Annotated in this window: 24 protein-coding genes; 13 read left to right on the top strand and 11 right to left on the bottom strand. The window is 36.2% G+C overall.

Translation table 11 applies throughout. From position 1 onward, the window contains the following. The first annotated feature begins 163 nt into the window (after positions 1–163). Both dnaK and ACP3T3_RS09500 read left to right on the top strand, forming a co-directional pair. Positions 164–2,062, top strand: coding sequence for a molecular chaperone DnaK (gene dnaK, locus ACP3T3_RS09505; protein ID WP_426479643.1), 1,899 nt, complete (start codon positions 164–166; stop codon positions 2,060–2,062). Positions 2,063–2,459: 397 nt separating this feature from the next. Further along, the gene (locus ACP3T3_RS09500) at positions 2,460–2,897 is read left to right on the top strand and encodes a hypothetical protein (protein ID WP_426479642.1); all 438 of its coding nucleotides are present in this window, start codon (positions 2,460–2,462) and stop codon (positions 2,895–2,897) included. A gap of 245 nt (positions 2,898–3,142) precedes the next feature. On the opposite strand, the gene ACP3T3_RS09495 is transcribed toward ACP3T3_RS09500, so the two are convergent. Then, positions 3,143–4,798, bottom strand: a complete 1,656-nt coding sequence (locus ACP3T3_RS09495; protein WP_426479641.1) for a hypothetical protein — start codon at positions 4,796–4,798, stop codon at positions 3,143–3,145. Positions 4,799–5,762: 964 nt separating this feature from the next. Here ACP3T3_RS09495 and ACP3T3_RS09490 point away from each other — a divergent pair. The 7 genes from ACP3T3_RS09490 (at position 5,763) to ACP3T3_RS09460 (ending at position 11,592) form a co-directional block, all read left to right on the top strand. Then, positions 5,763–5,981: a hypothetical protein gene (locus ACP3T3_RS09490; RefSeq protein ID WP_426479640.1), complete on the top strand. Its 219-nt coding sequence runs from the start codon at positions 5,763–5,765 to the stop codon at positions 5,979–5,981. A 479-nt stretch (positions 5,982–6,460) separates the two neighbouring features. Next, a complete protein-coding gene (locus ACP3T3_RS09485) occupies positions 6,461–7,831 on the top strand; it encodes a LuxR C-terminal-related transcriptional regulator (RefSeq protein ID WP_426479639.1) in 1,371 nt (456 codons plus the stop codon). A gap of 601 nt (positions 7,832–8,432) precedes the next feature. Further along, positions 8,433–8,660: a hypothetical protein gene (locus ACP3T3_RS09480; RefSeq protein WP_426479638.1), complete on the top strand. Its 228-nt coding sequence runs from the start codon at positions 8,433–8,435 to the stop codon at positions 8,658–8,660. A gap of 241 nt (positions 8,661–8,901) precedes the next feature. Beyond that, positions 8,902–9,339, top strand: coding sequence for a transposase (locus ACP3T3_RS09475; RefSeq protein ID WP_426479637.1), 438 nt, complete (start codon positions 8,902–8,904; stop codon positions 9,337–9,339). A gap of 28 nt (positions 9,340–9,367) precedes the next feature. Next, on the top strand, positions 9,368–9,688 hold the full coding sequence (locus ACP3T3_RS09470; protein ID WP_426479636.1) for a helix-turn-helix domain-containing protein: 321 nt from the start codon (positions 9,368–9,370) through the stop codon (positions 9,686–9,688). A 144-nt stretch (positions 9,689–9,832) separates the two neighbouring features. Further along, entirely contained in the window at positions 9,833–10,597 is a 765-nt protein-coding gene (locus ACP3T3_RS09465) for an aspartate/glutamate racemase family protein (RefSeq protein ID WP_426479635.1), read from the top strand. Between the two features lie 53 nt (positions 10,598–10,650). Beyond that, positions 10,651–11,592, top strand: a complete 942-nt coding sequence (locus ACP3T3_RS09460) for a BPSS1187 family protein (RefSeq protein WP_426479634.1) — start codon at positions 10,651–10,653, stop codon at positions 11,590–11,592. 269 nt (positions 11,593–11,861) lie between these two features. On the opposite strand, the gene ACP3T3_RS09455 is transcribed toward ACP3T3_RS09460, so the two are convergent. From ACP3T3_RS09455 to ACP3T3_RS09445, 3 genes are all read right to left on the bottom strand, one after another. Then, positions 11,862–12,215, bottom strand: coding sequence for a cupin domain-containing protein (locus tag ACP3T3_RS09455; RefSeq protein ID WP_426479633.1), 354 nt, complete (start codon positions 12,213–12,215; stop codon positions 11,862–11,864). Between the two features lie 11 nt (positions 12,216–12,226). Then, a complete protein-coding gene (locus ACP3T3_RS09450; RefSeq protein ID WP_426479632.1) occupies positions 12,227–12,652 on the bottom strand; it encodes a DoxX family membrane protein in 426 nt (141 codons plus the stop codon). Between the two features lie 159 nt (positions 12,653–12,811). Next, on the bottom strand, positions 12,812–13,603 hold the full coding sequence (locus ACP3T3_RS09445) for a helix-turn-helix domain-containing protein (protein ID WP_426479631.1): 792 nt from the start codon (positions 13,601–13,603) through the stop codon (positions 12,812–12,814). A 310-nt stretch (positions 13,604–13,913) separates the two neighbouring features. Between ACP3T3_RS09445 and ACP3T3_RS09440 the strand changes: the two genes are divergently transcribed. After that, positions 13,914–14,426, top strand: coding sequence for a thioredoxin family protein (locus ACP3T3_RS09440; protein WP_426479630.1), 513 nt, complete (start codon positions 13,914–13,916; stop codon positions 14,424–14,426). A 67-nt stretch (positions 14,427–14,493) separates the two neighbouring features. Here ACP3T3_RS09440 and ACP3T3_RS09435 read toward each other — a convergent pair whose 3' ends face one another. The 4 genes from ACP3T3_RS09435 to ACP3T3_RS09420 all read right to left on the bottom strand — a co-directional run bounded on the left by ACP3T3_RS09435 (position 14,494) and on the right by ACP3T3_RS09420 (position 16,156). After that, the gene (locus ACP3T3_RS09435; protein WP_426479629.1) at positions 14,494–15,090 is read right to left on the bottom strand and encodes a hypothetical protein; all 597 of its coding nucleotides are present in this window, start codon (positions 15,088–15,090) and stop codon (positions 14,494–14,496) included. Between the two features lie 132 nt (positions 15,091–15,222). Then, on the bottom strand, positions 15,223–15,609 hold the full coding sequence (locus ACP3T3_RS09430) for a DUF7674 family protein (protein WP_426479628.1): 387 nt from the start codon (positions 15,607–15,609) through the stop codon (positions 15,223–15,225). Positions 15,610–15,660: 51 nt separating this feature from the next. Next, positions 15,661–15,792, bottom strand: a complete 132-nt coding sequence (locus ACP3T3_RS09425) for a hypothetical protein (RefSeq protein ID WP_426479627.1) — start codon at positions 15,790–15,792, stop codon at positions 15,661–15,663. 82 nt (positions 15,793–15,874) lie between these two features. Beyond that, positions 15,875–16,156 carry a DUF7674 family protein gene (locus ACP3T3_RS09420; RefSeq protein ID WP_426479959.1) on the bottom strand — a complete coding sequence of 94 codons (282 nt, stop codon included), beginning with the start codon at positions 16,154–16,156 and terminating at the stop codon, positions 15,875–15,877. A 589-nt stretch (positions 16,157–16,745) separates the two neighbouring features. On the opposite strand from ACP3T3_RS09420, the gene ACP3T3_RS09415 reads away from it, so the two are divergent. From ACP3T3_RS09415 to ACP3T3_RS09405, 3 genes are all read left to right on the top strand, one after another. After that, positions 16,746–17,759 carry a nucleoid-associated protein gene (locus ACP3T3_RS09415; protein WP_426479626.1) on the top strand — a complete coding sequence of 338 codons (1,014 nt, stop codon included), beginning with the start codon at positions 16,746–16,748 and terminating at the stop codon, positions 17,757–17,759. A 61-nt stretch (positions 17,760–17,820) separates the two neighbouring features. Continuing rightward, complete coding sequence (locus ACP3T3_RS09410) at positions 17,821–18,783, top strand: hypothetical protein (RefSeq protein WP_426479625.1); 963 nt, start codon at positions 17,821–17,823, stop codon at positions 18,781–18,783. Between the two features lie 83 nt (positions 18,784–18,866). Continuing rightward, positions 18,867–19,640: a cyclase family protein gene (locus ACP3T3_RS09405; RefSeq protein WP_426479624.1), complete on the top strand. Its 774-nt coding sequence runs from the start codon at positions 18,867–18,869 to the stop codon at positions 19,638–19,640. An 88-nt stretch (positions 19,641–19,728) separates the two neighbouring features. Here ACP3T3_RS09405 and ACP3T3_RS09400 read toward each other — a convergent pair whose 3' ends face one another. The 3 genes from ACP3T3_RS09400 to ACP3T3_RS09390 are packed head-to-tail and all read right to left on the bottom strand — an operon-like array spanning position 19,729 to position 23,077. Continuing rightward, positions 19,729–20,481, bottom strand: coding sequence for a succinate dehydrogenase/fumarate reductase iron-sulfur subunit (locus ACP3T3_RS09400; RefSeq protein WP_426479623.1), 753 nt, complete (start codon positions 20,479–20,481; stop codon positions 19,729–19,731). An 11-nt stretch (positions 20,482–20,492) separates the two neighbouring features. Beyond that, complete coding sequence (locus ACP3T3_RS09395) at positions 20,493–22,409, bottom strand: fumarate reductase/succinate dehydrogenase flavoprotein subunit (protein WP_426479622.1); 1,917 nt, start codon at positions 22,407–22,409, stop codon at positions 20,493–20,495. An 11-nt stretch (positions 22,410–22,420) separates the two neighbouring features. Then, entirely contained in the window at positions 22,421–23,077 is a 657-nt protein-coding gene (locus ACP3T3_RS09390) for a succinate dehydrogenase cytochrome b subunit (protein WP_426479621.1), read from the bottom strand. Between the last annotated feature and the right edge of the window lie 4 nt (positions 23,078–23,081).

Genomic DNA, 23,081 nt, shown 5'->3' with positions numbered 1-23,081 from the left:
TTTTCAGAAGTGCCTCAGAATATCTTAACATCGGATTTAAGCCTAACTTCTACAATTAAATAGTTGCGCTTTGTGTCATTTTGTCATAATTCTTCAAATGGTACAGATATTGAGAAATTGAGAGTGTAAATTAAAATTAAAATAGAAAAAAATATAAAATATTATGAGTAAAATAATTGGAATTGACTTAGGAACAACCAACTCTTGTGTTGCTGTAATGGAGGGGAAAGACCCTGTTGTTATTCCTAACGCAGAAGGTAAAAGAACCACTCCTTCTATCGTAGCTTTTACGGAAGACGGAGAAAGAAAAGTAGGTGACCCTGCAAAAAGACAGGCTGTAACGAATCCAACAAAGACTGTTTACTCTATCAAAAGATTCATCGGAACTCACTTTAAAGATGATGCTTCTGAAATCACAAGAGTACCTTATAAAGTAGTTGCCGGACCAAACGATACTGTAAAAGTAAAAATCGACGATAGAGAATATACACCACAGGAAATTTCTGCAATGACTCTTCAGAAAATGAAGAAAACTGCTGAAGATTACCTTGGTCAGGAAGTTACAAGAGCAGTAATCACTGTTCCTGCATACTTCAATGATGCACAAAGACAAGCGACTAAAGAAGCAGGTGAAATTGCAGGTCTTAAAGTAGAAAGAATTATCAATGAGCCTACAGCTGCAGCGTTAGCTTACGGTCTGGATAAAAACCATAAAGATCAGAAAATCGCAGTATATGACCTTGGAGGTGGTACTTTCGATATCTCTATCCTTGATTTAGGAGACGGTGTATTCGAAGTATTGTCTACAAACGGTGATACACACTTAGGAGGTGATGACTTTGATGATGTGATCATCAACTGGATGGCTGACGAATTCAAAGCTGAAGAAGGAGTAGATTTAAAATCTGATGCAATCGCGCTTCAAAGATTGAAAGAAGCTGCTGAAAAAGCTAAAATTGAATTATCTTCTTCTCCTCAGACTGAGATCAACTTACCTTATATCACCGCTACTGCTACAGGTCCTAAACACTTAGTGAAGACTTTAACAAAAGCTAAATTCGAGCAGTTATCTGCTGATTTGGTAAGAAGATCTATGGAGCCTGTTGCGAAAGCATTAAAAGATGCAGGATTATCAACTTCTGATATTGACGAAGTGATCCTGGTAGGTGGTTCTACAAGAATCCCGATCATCCAGGAAGAAGTAGAAAAATTCTTCGGTAAAAAACCATCTAAAGGAGTTAACCCGGATGAGGTTGTAGCAATCGGTGCAGCTATCCAGGGAGGTGTATTGACAGGTGATGTAAAAGACGTATTACTACTTGACGTTACTCCACTTTCTTTAGGGATCGAAACAATGGGTTCTGTATTCACGAAATTAATTGAAGCGAACACTACGATCCCAACCAAGAAATCTGAAGTATTCTCTACAGCTTCTGACAACCAGCCTGCTGTAAGCATCAGAGTAGGACAGGGAGAAAGACCAATGTTCAACGACAACAAGGAAATCGGTAGATTTGATCTTCAGGACATTCCACCGGCACCAAGAGGAGTTCCTCAAATTGAAGTAACTTTCGATATTGATGCTAACGGTATCCTAAGTGTATCTGCTAAAGATAAAGGAACTGGTAAAGAGCAGTCTATCAAGATCCAGGCTTCTTCAGGTCTTTCTGACGAAGAAATCGAAAGAATGAAAAAAGAAGCTCAGGAAAACTCTGCAGCCGATGCTAAGAGAAAAGAAGAAGTTGAAATCTTCAATAAAGCTGACGGATTAATCTTCCAGACTGAAAAACAATTGAAAGAATTCGGTGAGAAACTTTCTGCTGACAAAAAAGCAGCCATCGAAGCAGCTCATGCAGAATTAAAAACAGCTTTCGAAGCTAAAAATGCTGATGAGGTGAAAGCTAAAACGGAAGCATTAGATGCGGCATGGATGGCCGCTTCTGAAGAATTATATGCAGCTGGCCAACAGCCGGGTGCTGATGCAGGTGCAGGAGCTCAGAACCCTGGTGGAAACGCTGGAGCTGAAGACGTACAGGATGCAGACTTCGAAGAAGTAAAATAATTATTGATTATAATAATAAATATTTAAACCCGCCTTAAACGAACGTTTAAGGCGGGTTTTTTATGCTTACACTTTCCAGCTAATTTTTACTGTTTCATTTTCAATTGGAAATTTCTTCGCTCCAGTCATTCAATTAGTTGAACTGTATGCAGCAGAAATTTTATTAATAAAGAAAAGAAGATTAAGAAAAAGCTTAATCTTGGATCAGGCACGGGTTTTTATTACTTACTTAAATCTCTTATGAAAAGCTATAATTCTTTAATCTGTTTTATTAGATTTTTCAATTTTTACTTTATTGACGATGAATTGATTATATAAATGTTGTATCTAAGCTGTATCTGTTTTGTGCTCTTGTAAGAGATGTCTGATATACATTTGTGTTTAGAAATTAAAAATTATGAAAAACATATGTATCATTCTCCTCGCATTTTTGTTTTCGTGTAAAACAAATACCGCCCCATCAAAATCAATTACTTTTAAAGCTGCAGAAAACTATTTTGTGAAAAATACCTACAGGGTAGGTAAACCTGTTGAAAAAGTAATTACTTCCAAAAAAGAGTTTGATGAAATTTTTGGAATGGCAGCCTATATGGGAAACAAAGGAATGCCAACAGCAATTGATTTTTCCAAAGAACAGGTAATTGCCATCATGCTTCCCATAACCAATACTTCTACAGAAATATTTCCGTTGAAATTGGTAAATACAAAAACTGATGAAGCTGAATTCTTTTATAAAATCAAAACAGGTGAGAAATTAAGCTATGATATTAAACCCAAATTATTATTAATAATCAATAAAGATTATAAAACGATACATTTCAATAAAGAAGATTGATTGGCCTCAACACAATTGAATGTAAAATAATTAAAAATCTCTTTTAGAATAGATCTGGGTAAATGAGTTATAATCTGGCAGATACAAGTAATAAAGATTCGGAATTACAGTATGACGATTTGATGATGCTTCGTTTGCTTTCGAACTTCATTCAATAATCATATAAAAGACAAGGATTTATAAATAAAGATCCCCTGAAAATTACCTCAGGAGATCTTTTATACGGAATTATTAACTTTTTTGTATTAGTTCGGTTTAGCAAATATCGTTCCGCTGAGAGAGCCTTTACCCCAGTTGAAGTTATCTCCTGATACGGCCCACATATTAAACCTGGTTGTCGTTGCAGTACTTTCCGCATATCCATTCAGGGTATATACTATATTAATATCTGTTGATCCTGTATTAACAACTGTTTCAGAGAAGCTTCCTGACACGCTCATCATGTGAGAACCCGTGCTGGCATAAGGAACAGCATATTTTCTGGAACCCTCTGGTGCTTCCACTCCATTTTTAAGAAACCGGATACCGAAATACCCATTAACATTGACATTCCCATTTGTAGCGCCACTAGGATAGGTACCCATAGGGACATTATAGGTCATTAATATCTTAGCGGTAGAATTAGCAGGAACCACTACTGTAGCACTTAATCCAATATTTACATTATCCGCAACAAGTCCAGGTCCAACTCCTGTTGCCGCCTGATCCACTGGGGCTGTCGCAGCTACTGCCACTACCTGAGACAATACAAAATCACTTTTCTGAGGGGATAATTTATTCCAGCTAGGAGCTGCAGAAGTTCCGGAATTATAATAAATTCCCTCTCCATAAGGAGTCAATGCCGTGTTGGAATTATAGACTAAAAGTCCTTTTGCCGGCGAAGCAACAGTAGTACCATCTGTTATAGATGCCAATGATACTCTTGGCATCAAAAACCCCTTATTGGTTGCCGTAATGTCCAGCAAAGCTGAATTGTCCGGTGTATTGGTTCCTACGCCTACATTTCCTCCTACCGGGTTTAATACCAATGGCAGACCTGTAGTAGTGGATTTGTTATGGCTGGAAATATAAGAACCGAAAGGGGCGCTGGTATAGGTTCCTATGTCTAGCGAATGGTTGGTATTGCCATCAATTCTTAAGGTAGCGTTAGTAGCTGCCGTTCCCAGCGCAGTAGGCTGGGCATTAGTACCTAATACCACCAATTTGTTGGTAGGCGTTGTTGTCCCGATACCCACCCGGCTATTCGCTGCATCTACTGAAAAAGTAGTTCCGGCTACTGAAAAAGCATTCGTTTGTGTTCCTGTAAAGGATAGGGTATTAGCCCCTTGCGTTACGATCCTGTTGCCTGTAAGAGTACCGTCTGCGGTATAGATATTAACCGGTGTGGCACCAAGCAGGCCACCTTCTGTAGACCTCCATGCTGAATTACTGTAAATGAACTCCAGTGCTTTTCCATTAGGAACGGTAACTCCATTCAAGGCAGCTCCAAATCCCCCGGTAGTATTATTATATACAATAAGACGCTGACCTGCATTAGGCGCCGCAGGCGCTGTAATAGCCACTGTTGCAGTTGCTGCACCGGTAAGCTGTACCTGACTCACATTGGCAGGAATGGTAACCGCATTTGCAGCTATTGCCAAAGCCGTTTCACGGTTGGTAATGGCTCCGTTTACATCCAGTGTAGTACCGGGAGCTGTAAGGCCCAGTCCTAGATTACCATTAGGACTCATCACCAGGTCATCTTTAGCCTGTGTAATGGAAGGTACTCCGGTTGTTGGATTATTCTTCAACCCGTCAACATTAAATATTCCCTGAGGATTAGTTGTGTTAATCCCCACCTGTGATTTCGCCACCAGGGAAAAAGTGGTTAGCAAGCCTGCTAGTAATAAATTTTTTTTCATAATGTATAATAATTGAGTTTAAATTAAATTAATATCTTCTTTATCAAGGGCTCTGCAATTGAGCAGAAGGTCCTTATACTTTATGTATTTTGCTATGGTTACAGAAGCAATAGTTTAATCTCTAAAAAAGTTCAGTAGTAAATCTGTAGGATTAGCTTGTAGCTGTATCATTTATTATGTCTAAGGGGAATTATCGAGACCAGAAAATGTATTGAAGATAGTAATATATAAAATTATTTAGGATACATCTCTGAACTTGAATAAATCAATCTTGTATTATTTTATTTACTGTTAATTTAATTATTAAAAAAAGAAGAAAGCCTGAAGATTTTTTTATTTTATTCTCTGAGTTTTAAATTTTATCTCAAACAAAAATAATACTTATTATAGCTTATAGGTGTTTTATATATACATCACTAATACATCACTCATACATCATGCATACATCTTACATGTATTTTTTACTTTATTTTTTCATTATTAAGTGAAATAATTAATTTATTTTTGTTTTTTTTCTTTTGTATTTAATTTCATACATGCTGTACTTTGGAATTCTCTTAGTCTGTTCAAAAGCTTTTAGAGGTTTAAATGCTCTTTAAAGATATCTTTAGAAAAGTATTTTAATCCGGGATGTATGCCATCTGCTATATTTAAAATTAATAACGGAAAGCTGATAAATATTTTGATAATAATCTTTGTAGTTGATTTACAAACTTATTCATGTTTTTTTTGCTTCCGTATGAAAAATTAAGTACCCTTTGCAGTGAGTTGTTATGAAAGTTACAGTAGGTGATTTTAAGTGCTTATTTAGCTGTATTAACACGAAATGTTGTATGTATGCTGTATGTTGTTATTATGCATTTTTCTGTTTTTTTTCTTAACCTTGCCAATACACAGCCCCATTATGCATAATGAAAAAAAGTGAAGCAAAACTCACTTAAAATATATTTAAATACCACAAAACATGAAAAAAGCACTTTTTTTACCTATTATTATTGTTTCTTATCAGAATGGAAATAATACAGCTTCAGTACTCTCTTATAAAATTGTATATAATTATTTTGTAAGGAACAATCGCAAAATTCCGGATTTTGGCAAAAAGGTAATAAATACAAAAAATGAATTGAACAGGACTTTTGATGGAGTAGCTTTTAATAATCAAGTAGAAAACCAATACAAATAAATTTTTGAAGGAGAAAAATAATAATCCTTTTTTAATCATAACCATTAATATTGAAAATAGTTCCTGTACATATGGAAAAAACTAAAGAAATGAATTTACTTACCGGTATGAGGTGAAAACCGGTGAAAAAAATCTTTTAATGTCGTTCCAAAACTGGTGATTATTGTAAATAAAAAAAAGAAAAATTTAATGTTCAAAAAAGGACTAATTATATTTTTTGTACAATAAATTATTATGGATAGGATATATTATCGTGTTTTTCTGTAATACTTATAATTTGACTAATTAGATGATTCTGATATGATATCCTTATCATAATAATTTTATTAGATTGTTATCAGTATTTTGTTATCTTTAATTAATTACTTGCTATTATGTTTTTTTTAAAAAAAATAAATAAAATACTTTTATTTTCTTTCATAATATGTTATTCGAAATTATGTTCGCAACAATATACGGAAAGAAATATTGATACGCTATTGATCAAAACAAACGAAGTCCTCCGGACAAGGATCTCTGACGATGATCTTATCCGGTGGAACAGGGGAATTATAAAAGAAGCAATCCGAATTGGCTACCGTGAAGGAGAGGCTATGGGGTATGCCAATATTGCCAATCGGTTTATATTTAAAGGAGATCTTAAGAAAGGACTAGAATATTTAAACAAAGCTGAAGATATTTCTAAGAAATACAAGAATAATTTTCTTTTTGGTAAAATAAATCAGGAGTACTCCCAGATTTATAATAAGATGAACGTGAGTAAGATGGCTCTGGATTATAGTTCAAAAGCTTTGAATTATGGTTTGAAGCTGAAAAAAGATAACCGTGACTGCCGCCTGTTTTTACGATATATTTATTCAACAAGATCTGTGTATATGTACGCTGTTAATCAGCCTGATTCTGCAATTATTTATCTTCACAAATCGTTAAAAATAGATGCGAATCCTCTTGATGTTGCTAATATTGGAATACATTATACCTTTTCTGAAGTAAGGCCTGATTCTGCTAAATATTACTTTCAAAAGGCTTTTGTGCTTTTAGAAACCAAGGATTTTAAACATAACAGATATCAGAGAGCTGTTGTTTATCACAATTACGGATTATTTCTGCGAAGCCAGGGGGAAAATAATCAGGCCATCAATGCATTTAAGATGTCAACTGAGTTTGCAAAGCGGGTTAACAGGCCCATGCTTATTCTTGGGAATTATAAGGAATTATGTACACTTTATAAAAAAGTGGGTAATGTAGATAAAGAAAACGAATATCTGAACAAAGCGGTCTCGTTAAAAGACAGCATGGATGCTAATCAAAACCAAGCCATCAATCTTTCCATCAACAGATTGAATAATGATAGAGAAAACGAAAAGGCTCAACTTGAAAATCAAAGTAATGCCACTTTGTGGTACGGCGTTATTTCAATGCTGTTGGTTATTTTAATTATCATTTACTTTTATTTACGCATAAGAAAAAAGAAAAAGAAGCTCACAGAAAGTGAAAAAATAATTCTTGAAAAAGAAAAAGAAACAAAAGATTTAAAAAGAAAGCTCAATGAAAATTATGAAAATATCATCCAGCTCGCGAGAGAGAAAAAGATTGATTTTTTTCCTAAATTTCAGGAAGCATATCCGGAATTATGTAAAGAGCTCTTAAAAATAAACCCTAATCTTTCCAAGTCTGATTTATCCTTTTGCGCGATGATATGGCTTGGGTTTTCTTCAAAGGAAATTGCTCAGTGTACATCTATGGAGCACAGGTCTGTACAGACAAAAAAATACAGAATACGAAAAAAACTAAATCTGGAAAGCGAAACTGATCTGTATCATTTTTTCAGATCTATATCTGAACCATAAAAAACAAGTTTTTAATTCTATCACTGTATAATGAAGCCATTTTCACTTCTGGAAGTTGGTGAAGGGATTGATGTTTTCATTGTGTTGATAATGTGATTGTTATGTAAAATGTTTCGTGCTTTTTTATGGGCTTATCATAGACTCTTGCTATCAGGCTTGCTGTTTAGCTTCTTTGTGCAGTATATAGTAAGAACCTGATGATATTCGCTTAATTAATCAAAATCTTAATTTTTTGAATGTAATACATGTACAGTATTCTTTCGAAGGCTTTGATAATAGTGTTCTAATCTCTGTTTTTTAGCATTACTAACAAGATTACAAAGGAATTAAAATACTTTCTTGTCAGCTATGAAAAAAACAACAACTTATTTTAGCTTTTATAAAAGAAAATAAAATTAACTTAATGTATTGATATTGAGTATTTTGTAATTAGTTTTTCATGAATTTTCAGACTGTTTAAGGTATGATGCATGAATGATGTATTGGCGATGTATGGATGATGTAGGATTGAAGTTTGAATTTTATTGCAAGTGCTCTAATATTGCACTGTGTTATTAATGACACTTACACACAAATGATTTTTTAAATAATTAATTCACAAATGATGAAAAAAAAATTATTATTAACAGGCATGTTTGTTATCTCCTCATTGGCGGCAAAATCGCAAGTGGGGATTAATACAACGAATCCTCAGGGAATATTTAACGTTGACGGGTTAAACAATAATCCGTCAACGGGAATTCCCACAGCAGCTCGGATAATAGATGAGCTGATGATGCTTCTCCAATACCAGCGTATTGCACCAGAACTCACACTTCCATTCATTTAACATCAATATTGTCAACGGGGCGCAAGCCATTACTATACAGCCTCAAAGTTTAGGGGTAGGTAGGTATGTGTTTGAAAAGATAAGATATACTTTTGGGTATTGCTTATGGATTCACTGCGAATAGCATCTGCAATACAATATAGCAGATTAATTTCTCAGGATAGTATGCAGGTGAAATGTAAATAAATAAAGATCATATGAAAGATATCCTAAGAAAAAATAAAAATACTACTATTAATTTATGATTGATTTTAAAAATATTCATATAGGTTCCATTATTAACCAAAGGGTTATCGAAAGCAAAATAGAAATGCCGAGAATCTGCAGTTTTTTTAAATGCAGTGAACATGAAATACTTGAAATGTATACGCTGGAAAATTTAAATTCGGAGCTTTTATTAAAATGGAGTAAGCTGCTGGATTATGATTTATTCAGAATTTATACCCAGCATTTAATTCTGTTCTCACCTCCTACTTCTATGCATTATAATGTCATTCCTATAAAAAAACAACAAACCACTCCGGAATTCAGGAAAAATATTTATACCAAAGAGCTTATTAAATTTATTCTGGAACTTATAGAATCCGGGGAAAGAACAAAACAGGAAATTATCAACGATTATAATATTCCTAAAAGTACATTATATAAATGGATCAATAAATACGCGAGTATTGGTTAGATACAAGATTTAAAATTAAAAAACACTTATGAATTCACAGGCGCCTAATTACCGAAGAATATATACAGATATTATCAGCAAGAAACATCCGGATAAAGAGTTTGATTGCCGCTCTATTCTGAAAAAAGAACAACTGACTACGATTGATATTATCAGACTTAATGAAATTATTTTTAAAACCGATAAAAAAACTGAAGATTTCAATCAGAAGCATCGTTCCTATGATATTGATTCAATAAAAGATATTTTAGAATATCAGGTTAAAAATAAACTGAGCAATACCCAGGTTGCGTTTCATTTTAAGATGAGTAGAAACACCATTAGTAAATGGAAAAAGCTTTATTTATAAGAGTTTTTAGTCTCTGATGCTTACCAGTGAGCTGATTTTTTAATCACCTTTATCGTGTGGAACTGCCAAGGTGTTATTCCATGATATTTTATTGGTATTAACGAATAGAATTGAAATAACTCTTTATTTATAAAACATCAAATTATGACTATTTATAATAAAACTTCTACAGATTCTAAGAATATTCATCTGGATTTGCATTCTTCCATGTTAAGGAAGTTAGGTCTTATTGGAGGCCTTTCCTGGCACTCAACGCTGGAATATTACATTTACCTGAACCAAATAGTTAATGATCATTTTGGTAATAATACAAACCCTCCTCTTGTCTTATTGAATCTTGATCAGTATTGTATCCATGAACTACAACGTTCGGATAACTGGGATGTAATTGCAAAAATGCTGATTGAAGCCTGCCATCAATTATATAAAGCCGGTGCATCTGCGGTTATGTTTTGTGCCAATACACCCCATAAAGTGTATAATGATGTTCAACAGCATAGCATGATTCCCATACTGCATATAGGCGATGCGATAGGAGCTGCTGTTAAGAAGAGAGGTTTTCGCAAGGTTGGGTTTATTGGAACAATATTTAGCATGGAAGAACCATTTATTTCACAAGTCTTAAAAGATAATTATGGTATTGATATGATCGTGCCTGATAAAAAGGAAGACCGAGAAAAGCTTCATGCAATTATACAGAAAGAGCTTGTTCTTGGTATTTTAAAACCAGAAACCAAAAAATATATCCTGGACCAGATCGTACTTCTTGAAGCAATGGGAGCTGAAGGTATCATATTGGGATGTACGGAATTTCCGCTTATTGTAGGACAAAATGATTTGGAGTTGCCGGTATTCAATACCACATTGCTGCATGCTCAGATGGGAGCAGATTTTATTTTAGGAGTTTAATATTATAGCACTTGTTTATATAGTTTAATTGTTTATTTTAATTCTAAATGCTCATGAAAAAAAAGACTTCATTATCAACCATTATAACATTTATTTTGTTATTTATGGTAAGTTCGTCCGTAACTTTGACAGCACAAAAGGTAAGTCCTGCTATTGATTTTTCAGGATATAAAATGCTCAAAGTGAAACCCAGCGAAGCTGATCCTTCGGTAAAGAAGTGGGACAGTGCGCATGTTGTTTATTATGACAGTGCCATTAAAAATAATAAAGTGTTGTTATGGCTTACAGGCACCAATGGGTCAACTGATCATTTTCCTCAAGCTTTTCTTAAAACAGCCCTGGATCAGGGATATAAGGTTATAGCACTCTCTTTTTTTAGTAAACCTGGTGTTTCACAGATTTGTAAAGATGATTATTTAAGTAAAAATGTTAACTGTGCTGCTGAGTTCCGCAGAAAACGTATTTATGGTGATAATGTTTTCCTTCCTATTCCTGATCAGTATCAGGATGCTATTATACCTCGTTTGACAAAACTTTTACAATATTTGTCGAAGAATGATAAAGAAGATGTATGGTCTCAATATCTGAATCAGGGCACAGGGAAGCCTGTTTGGAGCAAAATAGCCATAGCAGGGCAGTCTCAGGGTGGAGGAATGGCTGAATTTATTGCTCAGCATGAGTCTGTAGCGAGAATTATCAGCTTTTCAGGAGGATGGGATTACAGTGACTCAGAAAAGAAAAAGATTGCAGGCTGGTATTCTCAAAAATTGATGACATCTCCTCAAAATGTTTTTGCAACCTATCATGTGAAAGAAGCTGCAGCGGCACAGTTGGAGGAAATTTGTAAAACATTACATATTCCTTCAGAGAATGTTTTCGCTTTAGACGAACCTCTTAAGATGCAAAAGAAAGGTCCTAATCCATATCATGTGGAAGGGGTTAGCAATACGGTATATAAACCTATCTGGATAAAAATGCTTGGCTCAGGACGATAATTTTTATAAATACTGAACAATAAGTATAGATATATTGTAGGTGATTGAATATGAGTTATTTGTGATGTTGGTACGTATGGTGGATAGGAGCTGCCTCAGTTGTGAGGCGGCTTCTTTTGTTTTAAGCATTAATCATTGAAGTTTATTCTGAAGCGATCCTTTAATAACAGATCCCGTAGCATATCATATTCTAAGGTTTTAAAACAACAATTTTGAAAATATTAATAAACCACAGTAGACTTTTACTGTGGTTTTGTTTTGTAATCAATTTAAAGTATTTCCACTTCTTCAGGTACAACAAAAAGAATGGTACAGCCCTGTTCAGATTTTACAGCATGTTTAAAATTGGGTGGAGTATACAAATAATCTCCTTTTTCAAGCCGGGCCCCAGCAATAGTTGCATCTCCTTCCATGATAAAAAGTTCTTCTCCTGCAGGGTGATTATGATAAGGGTAGCTGGCTCCCGGGTCAAATTTTAAAAGAATACTGGTAGAACGTTTTTTTTCCGGGTCAAATTTTAAAGATTTTACAAAAATACCTTCGTAATGAATTCCCTTCTCAACTAAAGGCTGCCATTCTTTTTGTTCTGTTTTTACGATGTAATCGTGGATGTTGGTGTTCATAATATATAATTTTATTGATATTGATATAAAAACTGGTCTAAGCTCCATATGTGCCGTGAAAAATTGCTCAGGAGAAACGCTGCCGCACTGAATACAAAGACCGAATAATCCAGAGGCTCCTTAATTCCAAAAGAAATACTCATAGCAACTGCAAATAATAAAGTGAGAACAGAGGCGCCCCATGCTGTCATTTTTACCTGATATCCTAAAAGGAGCAGAATACCTAGTGACAGCTCAGCAGCAGTGGATAATACGGCAATTGCAGATGCCCAGGACTGTGGTAAAAATGAATTGGTTTCAGCGGTATAACTGACAAACTTTTCCCAGCCGGAAGATCGGGCTCCCCAAAGATTCAATCTGCTTGCCACGGCAGATAAAAATCCGGATGCTAAGGCAATTCTTAATAAGAAAACGGCGATTTCCTGTTGAGTTTTCATATGCATAATTTTTAGATCTTAAATACAGGACAAAGTTCACGGAAATCCACTGTCTAAAGAATAGACAATTCCGGAAAAAGCATATAATATTTGGGGAAGAAGAGTGAAGATCGAAGCTGGGGGTCAGTATGCAGCTGTCATTTCAAAATTTCCAACTTTTTAAATTTCTTTTACTGTTTTCTGATACTCCTTAGGAGAATGCGAAGTATGTTTTTTAAAGAAATTTGAAAAATAGAACGGATCATTGAAGCCAAGCTGATACGCAATTTCCTTTACGGTTAGTTTTTCATAGTGTAAAAGTCTCTTCGCTTCAGAAACCGTAAGGCTGTAGATTACATTCTGTGCGGTTTTGTTGGTATGGAGTTTTGAAACCTCATTCAGTTTCGCTTCTGTGGTTCCAAGAAGATCTGCGAAATGAGCGACCTGATAATTGTTTTTAAAATTATCCCTCACGCTTTCAAGGAATTTGAGAAATAAAGCATCCGGTTTCCAGATTTCATCACCATTGGCAATTTTACTGCGGTTGATTTCTACCAACAACAGTTCAACAAGAGAATGTGTAGAGATCAGATACTGATATGGCTGTTCCTGAATTTCTTTTTCAATGGTATTCAGTATTTCAGAGAAAAATGCTGGATGTTGTATCGTAATCATTTCATTCATTCCGAAATGACAAAAGAGCCCGTTGTGAAAAATAAGTTCAATATCACTGTCGTTTTTACAGAAAAAATCCAGGGTAAATTCCAATGCTGTAAGTTTGCCTTCCACTGATTTTAATTGATGAAACTGCCCTGAAGTAATGGTTACGGTCTGTCCGGTTTTCAGAATAAACATATTCTCATCAATCAGAATTTCAGCAGTTCCATGATGGCACCAGAATAAAGTGTATCTGATGACCCGTCTCGGCTCAGGATGTCCTGAATGATTAGAATATTTTTTTATTTCAATCATTTTATAGATCTGCTAAAAGTTGAACGGATAAAATTTTAATTTAGTTTTTTATTATCAATTTTCTGAAGCTGTTTTTTTACCGAATTGATATTTTCTTCTGTGGGTTTATCATAACCTTGTAAGAAATAGTATTTAAAGGCTGCGCAAGCTCTTTTACAGCATCAGAAATCTGAGCCTGGCACCATGCCAGATTAAAAGTGAGCAGAAACCCATAAAAATATGTATACCTCATATTTGAAATATTTAAAGTTAAATAAAATAACTGAACGATTAAATACCTAAATTCGTTTAGATTTAAAAAAAATTAAGAATGAAATACTCTAAAATTATTATTGTTGCAGCGCTCTTACTGTTTCAGTTAGGCAGAGCACAGGAAAAGGCAGATGTTGTATTAAATAAAGCTTTTACAGAAGCAAAGGCAGGAAATAAAAATGTTCTGCTGGTGTTCCATGCTTCATGGTGCAAATGGTGCAAAATGATGGAAAAAAACATGGATCTTCCTGAAACCAAACCTATTTTTGATAAAAGATTTGTTACCGCTTATGTAGATGTTCAGGAAAGGGGTGATAAGAAAAGCCTTGAAAACCCAGGCGGCCAAGAACTGATGAATAAATATAAAGGTGAAAATGCCGGACTTCCTTTCTGGCTGATTCTAAATCCCAAAGGAGAGGTTTTGGCAGATTCTTTTGACAGCAAAGGAGCGAATCTGGGATCACCGGCAACTCCTGAAGAAGTAACGGCTTTCATTGCCAAGTTAGGGAAAGCCTCAAAACTGAATAATGAAGAGTCGCAGACCATAGAGAAAATATTTGTGAAGAAATAAGACCTGAAAATAGAAAAATCCCTCCAATGAATTCATTGGAGGGATTTTTTATCATTTAAAATCCTGATTACTGTTTTTTATAGTAGTACTCAATATTACTCCATAAAACGCGGTCTTCAGATTTTGTCATATCAGATGGAGTGGTAAAAAGAGTTCCAAACATATTGTCATATTGGGTTGTACCGAAAGATACGTTCTGAATAATCGTCAGTGCATTACCCTGACTTCTCGATTCACGTTTCATGTACTGTAATGTTCTCTTCAAAGTAAAAGTAGAGTTTTCTTTATTAAAATCACCAATATAAATTAGCTTGGAATCTTTATCATTAATCAATACAGAGTCATTGATGATTTTCATGCTGTACGTTATATCTGCTGAATTTCCTGCAATCAATTGTATAGAGCTGTTTTTAACGTCCAGAAATATTTTCTTCCATGCCGGCTCTTTATACAGGCTCCAGTAGCTGCTCAGGTAAGATTCGTCAGGCATAGATTTGCTGCCGGATGATCCCCTGTAAAGAATGGTTGATTTTACAGCGTAACTTTTGAATTCAAATTGATACATTTCTTTGTCAACCGGTCTCGGATCTTCAATCGTATTATCATTATTTCCACATGAGATCAGCGACAGTGATATCATAACAGCATAAAAAGAGTATTTCATGGGTAATTTTTTACAAAAATAGGGGTTTTGCAGGTATAGTGAAACAGGATAGGGTGAAAGTTACCTGTAACAGGGCAAGAAAGTAAAAAAGCGAAAGTGCGGATTTACTTATCCACCTTTTCGCTTTTTGTTTTAATACATCTGATCCCGCTTCTGCTGCTCATTATAAATGATCTGGAAGCTTACAGGCATATATTGGTAAAGGAGTTTCCAATGCTGAATCTTTGCATGTTTTTTGAAGCTTTCGAAAGATCTTACAAACAGGTTTTCTATCATGGCTTTTACATAAGAATTCCCGTTTCTGTAAAGCCAGTCCATCAGCTTGATATGATGGGCAATGATATTGATCTTCGATTCCTGCAGAAGGTCCTTCAGATAATTCACGGTAGCCTGCATGATCCCGGCAAAATTGTCCTGTACAGACAACTGGGTGATTTCATTGCGAAGTGGCGGATAGAAAAATTTTAAGTATTCAACAGCTATTTTTTGATTAATAGTTTGCATTTGTACTTTCATCATAATTAAGAATTTTTCAAACACTTTTTAGTGCAGCTAAATGTATACCAAAATTTAAAGACAGGCCGCAAAAATAAATACGCCTACGATCACAGCAATGTGAGTGAGTAATATCTCTGTATTGTGTCTGTTAGTGGTGGTTTTCCAGCTTTTCCAATCTGAAATCTTTCTGATTTTGTTTTTCATAATCTATTGATTGTGAGTTATTTTTGTTTTTGTTTAATTTAAACACTTTGTAATGAAACAGATAAAAAATGTAACAAAACCGTTATATACCGTGACTGTAAATTTGTCTCGAATATACCTTCTGCAGGTTGGCAGAAATGTGACTAAAAATTGCTTTTCTGTATTCCTGGCTGCAGAAAGCGGTGCAATTGTCCAGAGAATAGATAAAAGTTGTCTCAATGGCATTCTTTAGTACCGTATCTCCGTCAGTATATATTTTGTCCATTTTCTGTAAACTTCTGAACAGCAGATTTCTGTCATTCTGGCAGATCATATTTTTAATACGCCCTGTGAAAGTCCGGATGATGCTGTATGAGTTTTGAATTTTGAGCTCTTTTACTTCTTTTTCAAAGTCAGGAACTACGTCAGTAATTTCCTTTACGGCTTGTAAATAGTTTTGTATTATATTTTAATGGTGATAGTGTTCGAGCATTTTGATGATTGCACCCAAGATGAAAATGGTTAAAAAAGCAAAAAAGAGCATATGATATGGTTTCAGCCACTTTGGAGTTTCCGGTCCTTTACTTTTTAATCTTCTGAGCCTGTCGAGTCTGTTTAAAGTCTTTAAGTCCATTTTTCTATGTTTTCAAATCATGATGCCAATGGTATTCCGATGGAAATGAAATTTATTTAAGATTCTGATAAATAGTGTTTTGTGATTTTTAAGTTTATTTTTTTAAACAAAAAAGCATGTCAAAATGATAAGACTTTTATCAAATTGAAAATAAAAGCCAAAATTCCTGCTGTAATTCTATCACAAAAGAACGACTAAAAATTCCCCTCCCTTGGAGGGGTGGCGGAAATTCAAAGAATTTTTGACGGGGTGGTCAAAAGAGAGTAGTATAAAATGACATTTTTTAAGTTTCGCAGAAAGGATTAGAATGAATATCTTTGCAGTCCAAATATTCAGAAAAATGTTTTCAAAAATAATAGTACACAGAGTCGGAAATAAGATCAACGGAGATTCCCTGACGCTTTCCCAGGAAGAATTGAAGCTGGAAGAAGGAATGGCAGAATTGCTTGAAGATTACTTTTTAGGATCTTTCAAATCGGAAGAAACTTTTCATTTTTACAGCGACACGTATCTGGTGAATAACCCGGTTTACAGTGCTGTATCAGAAATTTTTGATGATAAATCCAAGTTCATCTGGGAGTCTGAGAACATTGCAAAACATCTTTTCGACGCTGCAGAAAATCCAAGAGTTCAGAGCGGGGAGCTTTTCATCGTACTTTTTGAAGACGAAAGTGACCGTCCTGATAAAGTGGACAAAATAGGGATCTTTAAAACAGAGAAGAGAGAATCTTTCCTGAAAATCAATCCTTCCGAAGAAACATTTAATATTGAAAAAGACCAAGGAATTGGTTTATCCAAAATTGATAAAGCCGCCCTGATCTACAACAACAATAAAGAAACCGGATATGTACTTTCTGTAGTTGACAACAACAAAAACGGGGATATGTATTACTGGTTTGAAGATTTCCTGAAAGTAAAGCAGCGTGATGACGAATATTTCCACACACAGGAAGCATTAATGGTCTATAAAGATTATATCACTAAACAGCTTCCTCAGGAATTTGAAGTTTCCAAAGCAGACCAGGCAGATTTCCTGAATAAATCCATCAATTTCTTTAAAGAAAAAGAAGAATTTAAGCTGGATGAATTTGCGAGTGAAGTGTTGGGAGACGAGCATGTGATTGAAAGTTTCGTGAATTTTAAGACCGATTACGAGCAGGACATGCAGGTGAATATCGCTGAAGAATTCCCGATCAGTGAAGCAGCGGTAAAAAAGACACAGAGACACTTCAAAAGCATTATTAAATTAGATAAAAACTTCCACATTTACATCCATGGAGACCGACAAAAAATCGAAATGGGTGAAGATGATAAAGGAAAATATTACAGACTTTATTTCGAAAAAGAGGTATAAAAAGAAGTCTCCCGTTCCATAATAATATCATAACTTTATTGCTGATTACAAAATAGCAGCTATGAAATTTATGATCATTTTCTGGGGAGCCTTTCTCTTCTTTTTCTGTGTTCCTTTTCCTATTTTCATTTATATGATGACGGAGGAACTTACAGCAGAACCGAGAAATTCATTGGCCGTGAGCTATGGATATCTCGGTTTTTCTTTGTTGGTATGGGGATATGTGATTATTTTCTTTATCAATGCTCTTTTCATCAAAACCTTTAAAGAAAAGAATACAATAAAATCCATTCTGCGGAACGGAATCCCAAGGGAAGCCCGTATCATTGATTATAAACTTCTCAAATACATTCCGGAAACCAATATGAATGTCATTCAGATTGTTCTTTCATTTCCCAATCTGAGCAATACAATGATTGAGCATGAAATGATGTTTCACGATTCCAAACCGAAGGAAAAAAGATTTGATGTCGGAAATAAGGTAAAAGTATTGCTAAATCCCAAAGTATCCCAGGAGCCTTATTTTATTTTAAGCGATCAGAAAGTAGGGTTCAATACATCAGGAATGATATTAAGAATCGTATTTGTTACATTACTGATAGCGTATGTCATTGGTTTGTACTGTTATTTCTATAGGAGAGAATCCTTCGATTTTGGCTGGCGGTTTCTGACCTTCATGCACCCGATTATTTTCAGTGGGGTGATGACCATTATTTATGTATTGGTTTTTCAGCTTGTTTTCAGTAAGCTTTTTAAAAATAAAAAAGAAGAACGCATTCTTTTTTCAGGAAGAAATGCTGAAGCTCATATCATCAGTGTAAGCCAGACAGGTCTTACGGTAAACGACCAGCCGCAAATTATGTTTCAGGTAAGCTTCAAAGATTTTAGAGGTATTGAACATATTGCTGTTTACAAGAAAGTTGTCAGCCTTTTGAAGCTTTCTTCCATTCCTCAACAAGGAATTATTGAGATTATGTATGACGAAAACGATCCGAAGAAAATAATGATTCCTAAAGGTGTCTAAAGTAGGAATGAAAAATATTAATTCACTTTTTGCTCTTTTGCCTTATTCATTATTCAGTACCTTTGCCACCTTACCTAAATCATATGAAAACAACCCTTGTCGATCTGACGAAACCTATCCAATACAATGCAGGAGATCCGTGGTTCATGCGGGTGAAAATCAAACATAAATCACACCGGAAAACACATTGGCTGATTCGACTGGCATTGAGACTTCCATCAAGACTTTTCCCTAAAAACTGGACAGGCTGGGCAGATGATACCATCAAAAATATGGGACTTCATGCTACTACTCATATTGATGCTCCATGGCATTATGGCCCCGTAGTGGAAGGAAAACCTGCCAAAACCATAGACCAGATACCGCTGGAATGGTGTTATGGGGACGGAATTGTAATCGACTGTACCCACAAAGAAGATTTTGTTGCCATCACCGTAGATGATCTGAAAAAAGATCTTGATAGAAACGGAATCACCATACAGGAAGGAAATATTGTATTGATAAGAACCGATCGTGATAAGATGATGGGAACATCAGATTTTGTAGAAAAAGGAACTGGAATGAGCAAAGAAGCTACAGAATGGCTGATTGACCAAGGGGTAAAAGTAATGGGAATCGACCAGTGGGGATGGGATCTTCCCCTAAAATATATGGCCCGGAAAGCCAAAGAACTCAATGATCCGGAATTCTTCTGGGAAGGACACCGTGTAGGAATCGAAAAAGAATATCTGCATATCGAACAGCTTACGAATCTAAGTGCACTACCTCCATCCGGATTTAAAATCTGTGTATTCCCGCTTAAAATTGTGGGCGGTTCTGCTGCTCCGGCGAGGGTGGTGGCGATGATGGATGCATAGGAATGGGAATTTTCACTTCTAAAAAATAAAATGGCGAATTTGATTATTTTCAAATTCGCCATTTTGTTTATTACTATTGTTTCTCAGACTAATTTTTCTTCCTGAAAAACAAAGCTCTGTTATACTCAAAATTCATTCTGGCAATATTCAGTACAGAAATTCCCTGAGGGCATTCCACTTCACAGGCTTCCGTATTGGAGCAGTGCCCGAATAATTCCGTATCCATTTGAGCCACCATATCCAGCACCCTTTTGCTTCGTTCTTCTTTCCCCTGAGGAAGAAGTGCCATATGGGTAATCTTTGCAGACGTAAACAAAGCTGCACTTCCATTTTTACAGGTGGCAACACAAGCTCCACATCCGATACATGCAGCAGAATCAAAAGCTTCCTCAGCGGTTTGGTGAGTCACAGGAATGGCAGTAGCATCAGGAGCCTGACCTGTATTTACAGACACAAAACCTCCTGAAGATATAATTCTGTCAAAAGCAGAACGGTCTACTTTTAAATCTTTCTTCACAGGAAAAGCCTCGGCCCGGAACGGCTCTATCAAAATGGTTTCCCCATCTTTAAAAGACCGTAAATGAAGCTGGCAGGTAGTTGTATTTTTCAAAGGACCATGGGCAATACCGTTAATCATCATCCCACATTGTCCGCATATTCCTTCCCGGCAGTCGTGGTCAAATTCTACAGGCTCATCCCCTTCAATGATCAGTTTTTCGTTTAGGGTATCCAGCATTTCTAAGAAAGACATGTGGGGATTCAACCCTTTCAGGTCGTAAGGGATCAGTTTTCCCTCACTTTTTCTGTCTTTCTGTCTCCATATCTTAAGATGTAAATCCATAATTTTCTGTTTTATTTGTAACTTCTTACCGTTGGCTGAATTTCTTCAAAGATTAAAGGTTCCTTAATCAGTTCAGGTTCGCCGTTTTCACCTTTCCATGCCCATGCAGAAATAAATTGGTATTCCGCATCATTTCTCATAGCTTCTCCGTCCGGAGTCTGATATTCTTCTCTGAAATGAGCTCCGCAGGATTCGTTACGGGTTAATGCATCATAGCACATCAGTTCTCCGATTTCGAAATAATCGGCTACACGGCCTGCTTTTTCCAGTTCGGTATTCATTTTATCTCCCTGCCCGGAAACTCTTACGTCTTTGTAGAATTCCTGTTTCAGTTTTCGGATTTCCTGAATGGCGTATTTCAGTCCTTCTTCATTTCTGGCCAGTCCGCAATAATCGTACAGGAGCTTTCCCAGTGTTTTATGGAAATAATCAACGGTTTTTGTTCCTTTGATATGGATAAAATCATTGATCTGATCTTTAACGGCTTTTTCAGCCTGTTCAAATTCAGGCGTATCCGGTGAAATTTTTCCGGTATGAATTTCATCCGCCAGATAATTGGCAATGGTGTAAGGCGCAATGAAATAGCCGTCTACTGAGGCCTGCAAAAGTGAGTTGGCTCCTAATCTGTTTGCTCCGTGATCCGCAAAGTTAGCTTCACCCAAAGCAAACAATCCCGGGACAGTAGTCATCAGTTCATAATCTACCCAAAGCCCGCCCATTGAAAAGTGGGCAGAAGGGGAGATCATCATGGGTTCTTTATACGCATCATATCCTGTTATTTTAAGATACATGTCGAATAAATTCCCATACTTTTCCTTAATCTTATCTTTTCCCTGTTCCCGGATTGCTTTTGAAAAATCAAGATATACCGCATTTTTCAAAGGCCCGATTCCGAAGCCGGCATCAATTCTTTCCTTGGCTGCACGGGACGAAATGTCCCTCGGAGCAAGATTCCCAAAAGCCGGATATCTTCTTTCCAGATAATAATCTCTTTCGTTTTCGGGAATATCATTTGCGGGTCTGTCTTCACCTTTCTTCAATGGAACCCAGATTCGGCCGTCATTACGTAATGATTCGGACATTAAGGTCAGTTTAGACTGATAATCTCCGGATTGCGGAAGAGAAGTAGGATGAACCTGAATCCAGCTTGGGGAAGCCATTAAAGCACCCTTTTTGTGGGCTCTCCAGATTGCAGAGCCATTACAACCCATGGCAAGGGTAGACAGGTAATAGATTTTTCCATAGCCACCCGTTGCCAATACTACAGCGTGGGCAGCATGCCTTTCAATGTCTCCCGTATCCAAATTTCTTACGATAATTCCTCTGGCCTTGCCGTCAACCGTAACCAGGTCCAGCATTTCATGTCTCGAAAACAATTGTACGGAGCCTTTTCCGACCTGACGCATTAAAGCCTGGTAAGCCCCCAGAAGCAGCTGCTGTCCCGTTTGTCCTCTGGCATAGAACGTACGGCTTACCTGAACGCCTCCGAATGAACGGTTGTTCAGATACCCGCCATATTCACGTCCGAAAGGAACGCCCTGCGCTACAGCCTGGTCGATGAGGTTCAGAGAACATTCTGCCATTCGGTAAACATTGGCTTCACGGGCTCTGAAATCTCCTCCTTTCAAGGTATCTACAAACATTCTGTAGACGCTGTCGCCATCATTTTTATAGTTTTTTGCAGCATTCACACCTCCCTGGGCTGCCACAGAGTGTGCTCTCCTCGGGCTGTCCTGGAAGCAGAATGATTTCACATTATAGCCCATTTCTCCCAGGGAAGCTGCGATTGAACTTCCGGCGAGTCCTGTTCCTACAACAATGACATCCAGCTTTTTACGGTTGGCAGGGTTAACGAGTCTTGCTTTCTTTTTATAATTTTCCCATTTATGTTCCAATGGGCCTTGTGGTATTTTTGAATCTAAAATCATGACCGTTTTGTTTAATGATAAGTAAAGAATACATACACCGGCATCAATGCAAAACCTGCACAGATAATGATTGAATAGGCAATCCCGATCGTCTTAAACCACTGTACGAACTTAGGATGGTAAAGTCCCAGTGTTCTTACCGCACTGTATATTCCGTGAATAAGGTGATAACAGAGTGCAATCATTGATAAAACATAAATGATAACATACCACCATTCTTTAAAGACATTCACTACCAGAATGTAGAGATCTTTATTTCCGTTCTTATCCAAAGGCGGATTTCCGAATTTGTAGACATACCAGAAATTCTGAAAATGAATCACCAGGAAGATCAGAATCAGCGTTCCGAGAATTCCCATATTTCGGGAAGCCCATTGGCTGGCTCTTCCACGTCTGTCGGTGTTATAATCTCCACCAGACTTTCTGTTTTTTAACGTGATAATTAATCCGTCTACAGCATGCAGAATGATGCTGCCATACAAAACGTATGAAACTATTTTAATAATAATATTTCCAGATAAAAAATGCGAGTATGCATTAAACTGCAGTTGCGCTTGCTCCTGTGGCAGAAAAAGCTGAAGATTTCCAAGGAAATGAATCAACAGGAAGAATCCCAAAAAGAGTCCTGTAAGGCACATCAGCATTTTTCTTGACAATGTTGATAACATATTT

The sequence above is a fragment of the Chryseobacterium sp. CBSDS_008 genome, from assembly GCF_049959325.1.
In the GTDB taxonomy this organism is placed as follows: domain Bacteria; phylum Bacteroidota; class Bacteroidia; order Flavobacteriales; family Weeksellaceae; genus Chryseobacterium.
Note: the sequence above shows the minus strand (reverse complement) of the source record. Positions and strands in the feature narration are given on the sequence as shown.

Bases quoted from the DNA above. Each gene is read 5' to 3' on its own strand.
- dnaK (WP_426479643.1), top strand. From the start codon at position 164: ATGAGTAAAATAATTGGAATTGACTTAGGAACAACCAACTCTTGTGTT.
- ACP3T3_RS09500 (WP_426479642.1), top strand. From the start codon at position 2,460: ATGAAAAACATATGTATCATTCTCCTCGCATTTTTGTTTTCGTGTAAA.
- ACP3T3_RS09495 (WP_426479641.1), bottom strand. From the start codon at position 4,798: ATGAAAAAAAATTTATTACTAGCAGGCTTGCTAACCACTTTTTCCCTG.
- ACP3T3_RS09490 (WP_426479640.1), top strand. From the start codon at position 5,763: ATGAAAAAAGCACTTTTTTTACCTATTATTATTGTTTCTTATCAGAAT.
- ACP3T3_RS09480 (WP_426479638.1), top strand. From the start codon at position 8,433: ATGATGAAAAAAAAATTATTATTAACAGGCATGTTTGTTATCTCCTCA.
- ACP3T3_RS09475 (WP_426479637.1), top strand. From the start codon at position 8,902: ATGATTGATTTTAAAAATATTCATATAGGTTCCATTATTAACCAAAGG.
- ACP3T3_RS09470 (WP_426479636.1), top strand. From the start codon at position 9,368: ATGAATTCACAGGCGCCTAATTACCGAAGAATATATACAGATATTATC.
- ACP3T3_RS09465 (WP_426479635.1), top strand. From the start codon at position 9,833: ATGACTATTTATAATAAAACTTCTACAGATTCTAAGAATATTCATCTG.
- ACP3T3_RS09460 (WP_426479634.1), top strand. From the start codon at position 10,651: ATGAAAAAAAAGACTTCATTATCAACCATTATAACATTTATTTTGTTA.
- ACP3T3_RS09455 (WP_426479633.1), bottom strand. From the start codon at position 12,215: ATGAACACCAACATCCACGATTACATCGTAAAAACAGAACAAAAAGAA.
- ACP3T3_RS09450 (WP_426479632.1), bottom strand. From the start codon at position 12,652: ATGAAAACTCAACAGGAAATCGCCGTTTTCTTATTAAGAATTGCCTTA.
- ACP3T3_RS09445 (WP_426479631.1), bottom strand. From the start codon at position 13,603: ATGATTGAAATAAAAAAATATTCTAATCATTCAGGACATCCTGAGCCG.
- ACP3T3_RS09440 (WP_426479630.1), top strand. From the start codon at position 13,914: ATGAAATACTCTAAAATTATTATTGTTGCAGCGCTCTTACTGTTTCAG.
- ACP3T3_RS09435 (WP_426479629.1), bottom strand. From the start codon at position 15,090: ATGAAATACTCTTTTTATGCTGTTATGATATCACTGTCGCTGATCTCA.
- ACP3T3_RS09430 (WP_426479628.1), bottom strand. From the start codon at position 15,609: ATGATGAAAGTACAAATGCAAACTATTAATCAAAAAATAGCTGTTGAA.
- ACP3T3_RS09425 (WP_426479627.1), bottom strand. From the start codon at position 15,792: ATGAAAAACAAAATCAGAAAGATTTCAGATTGGAAAAGCTGGAAAACC.
- ACP3T3_RS09415 (WP_426479626.1), top strand. From the start codon at position 16,746: ATGTTTTCAAAAATAATAGTACACAGAGTCGGAAATAAGATCAACGGA.
- ACP3T3_RS09410 (WP_426479625.1), top strand. From the start codon at position 17,821: ATGAAATTTATGATCATTTTCTGGGGAGCCTTTCTCTTCTTTTTCTGT.
- ACP3T3_RS09405 (WP_426479624.1), top strand. From the start codon at position 18,867: ATGAAAACAACCCTTGTCGATCTGACGAAACCTATCCAATACAATGCA.
- ACP3T3_RS09400 (WP_426479623.1), bottom strand. From the start codon at position 20,481: ATGGATTTACATCTTAAGATATGGAGACAGAAAGACAGAAAAAGTGAG.
- ACP3T3_RS09395 (WP_426479622.1), bottom strand. From the start codon at position 22,409: ATGATTTTAGATTCAAAAATACCACAAGGCCCATTGGAACATAAATGG.
- ACP3T3_RS09390 (WP_426479621.1), bottom strand. From the start codon at position 23,077: ATGTTATCAACATTGTCAAGAAAAATGCTGATGTGCCTTACAGGACTC.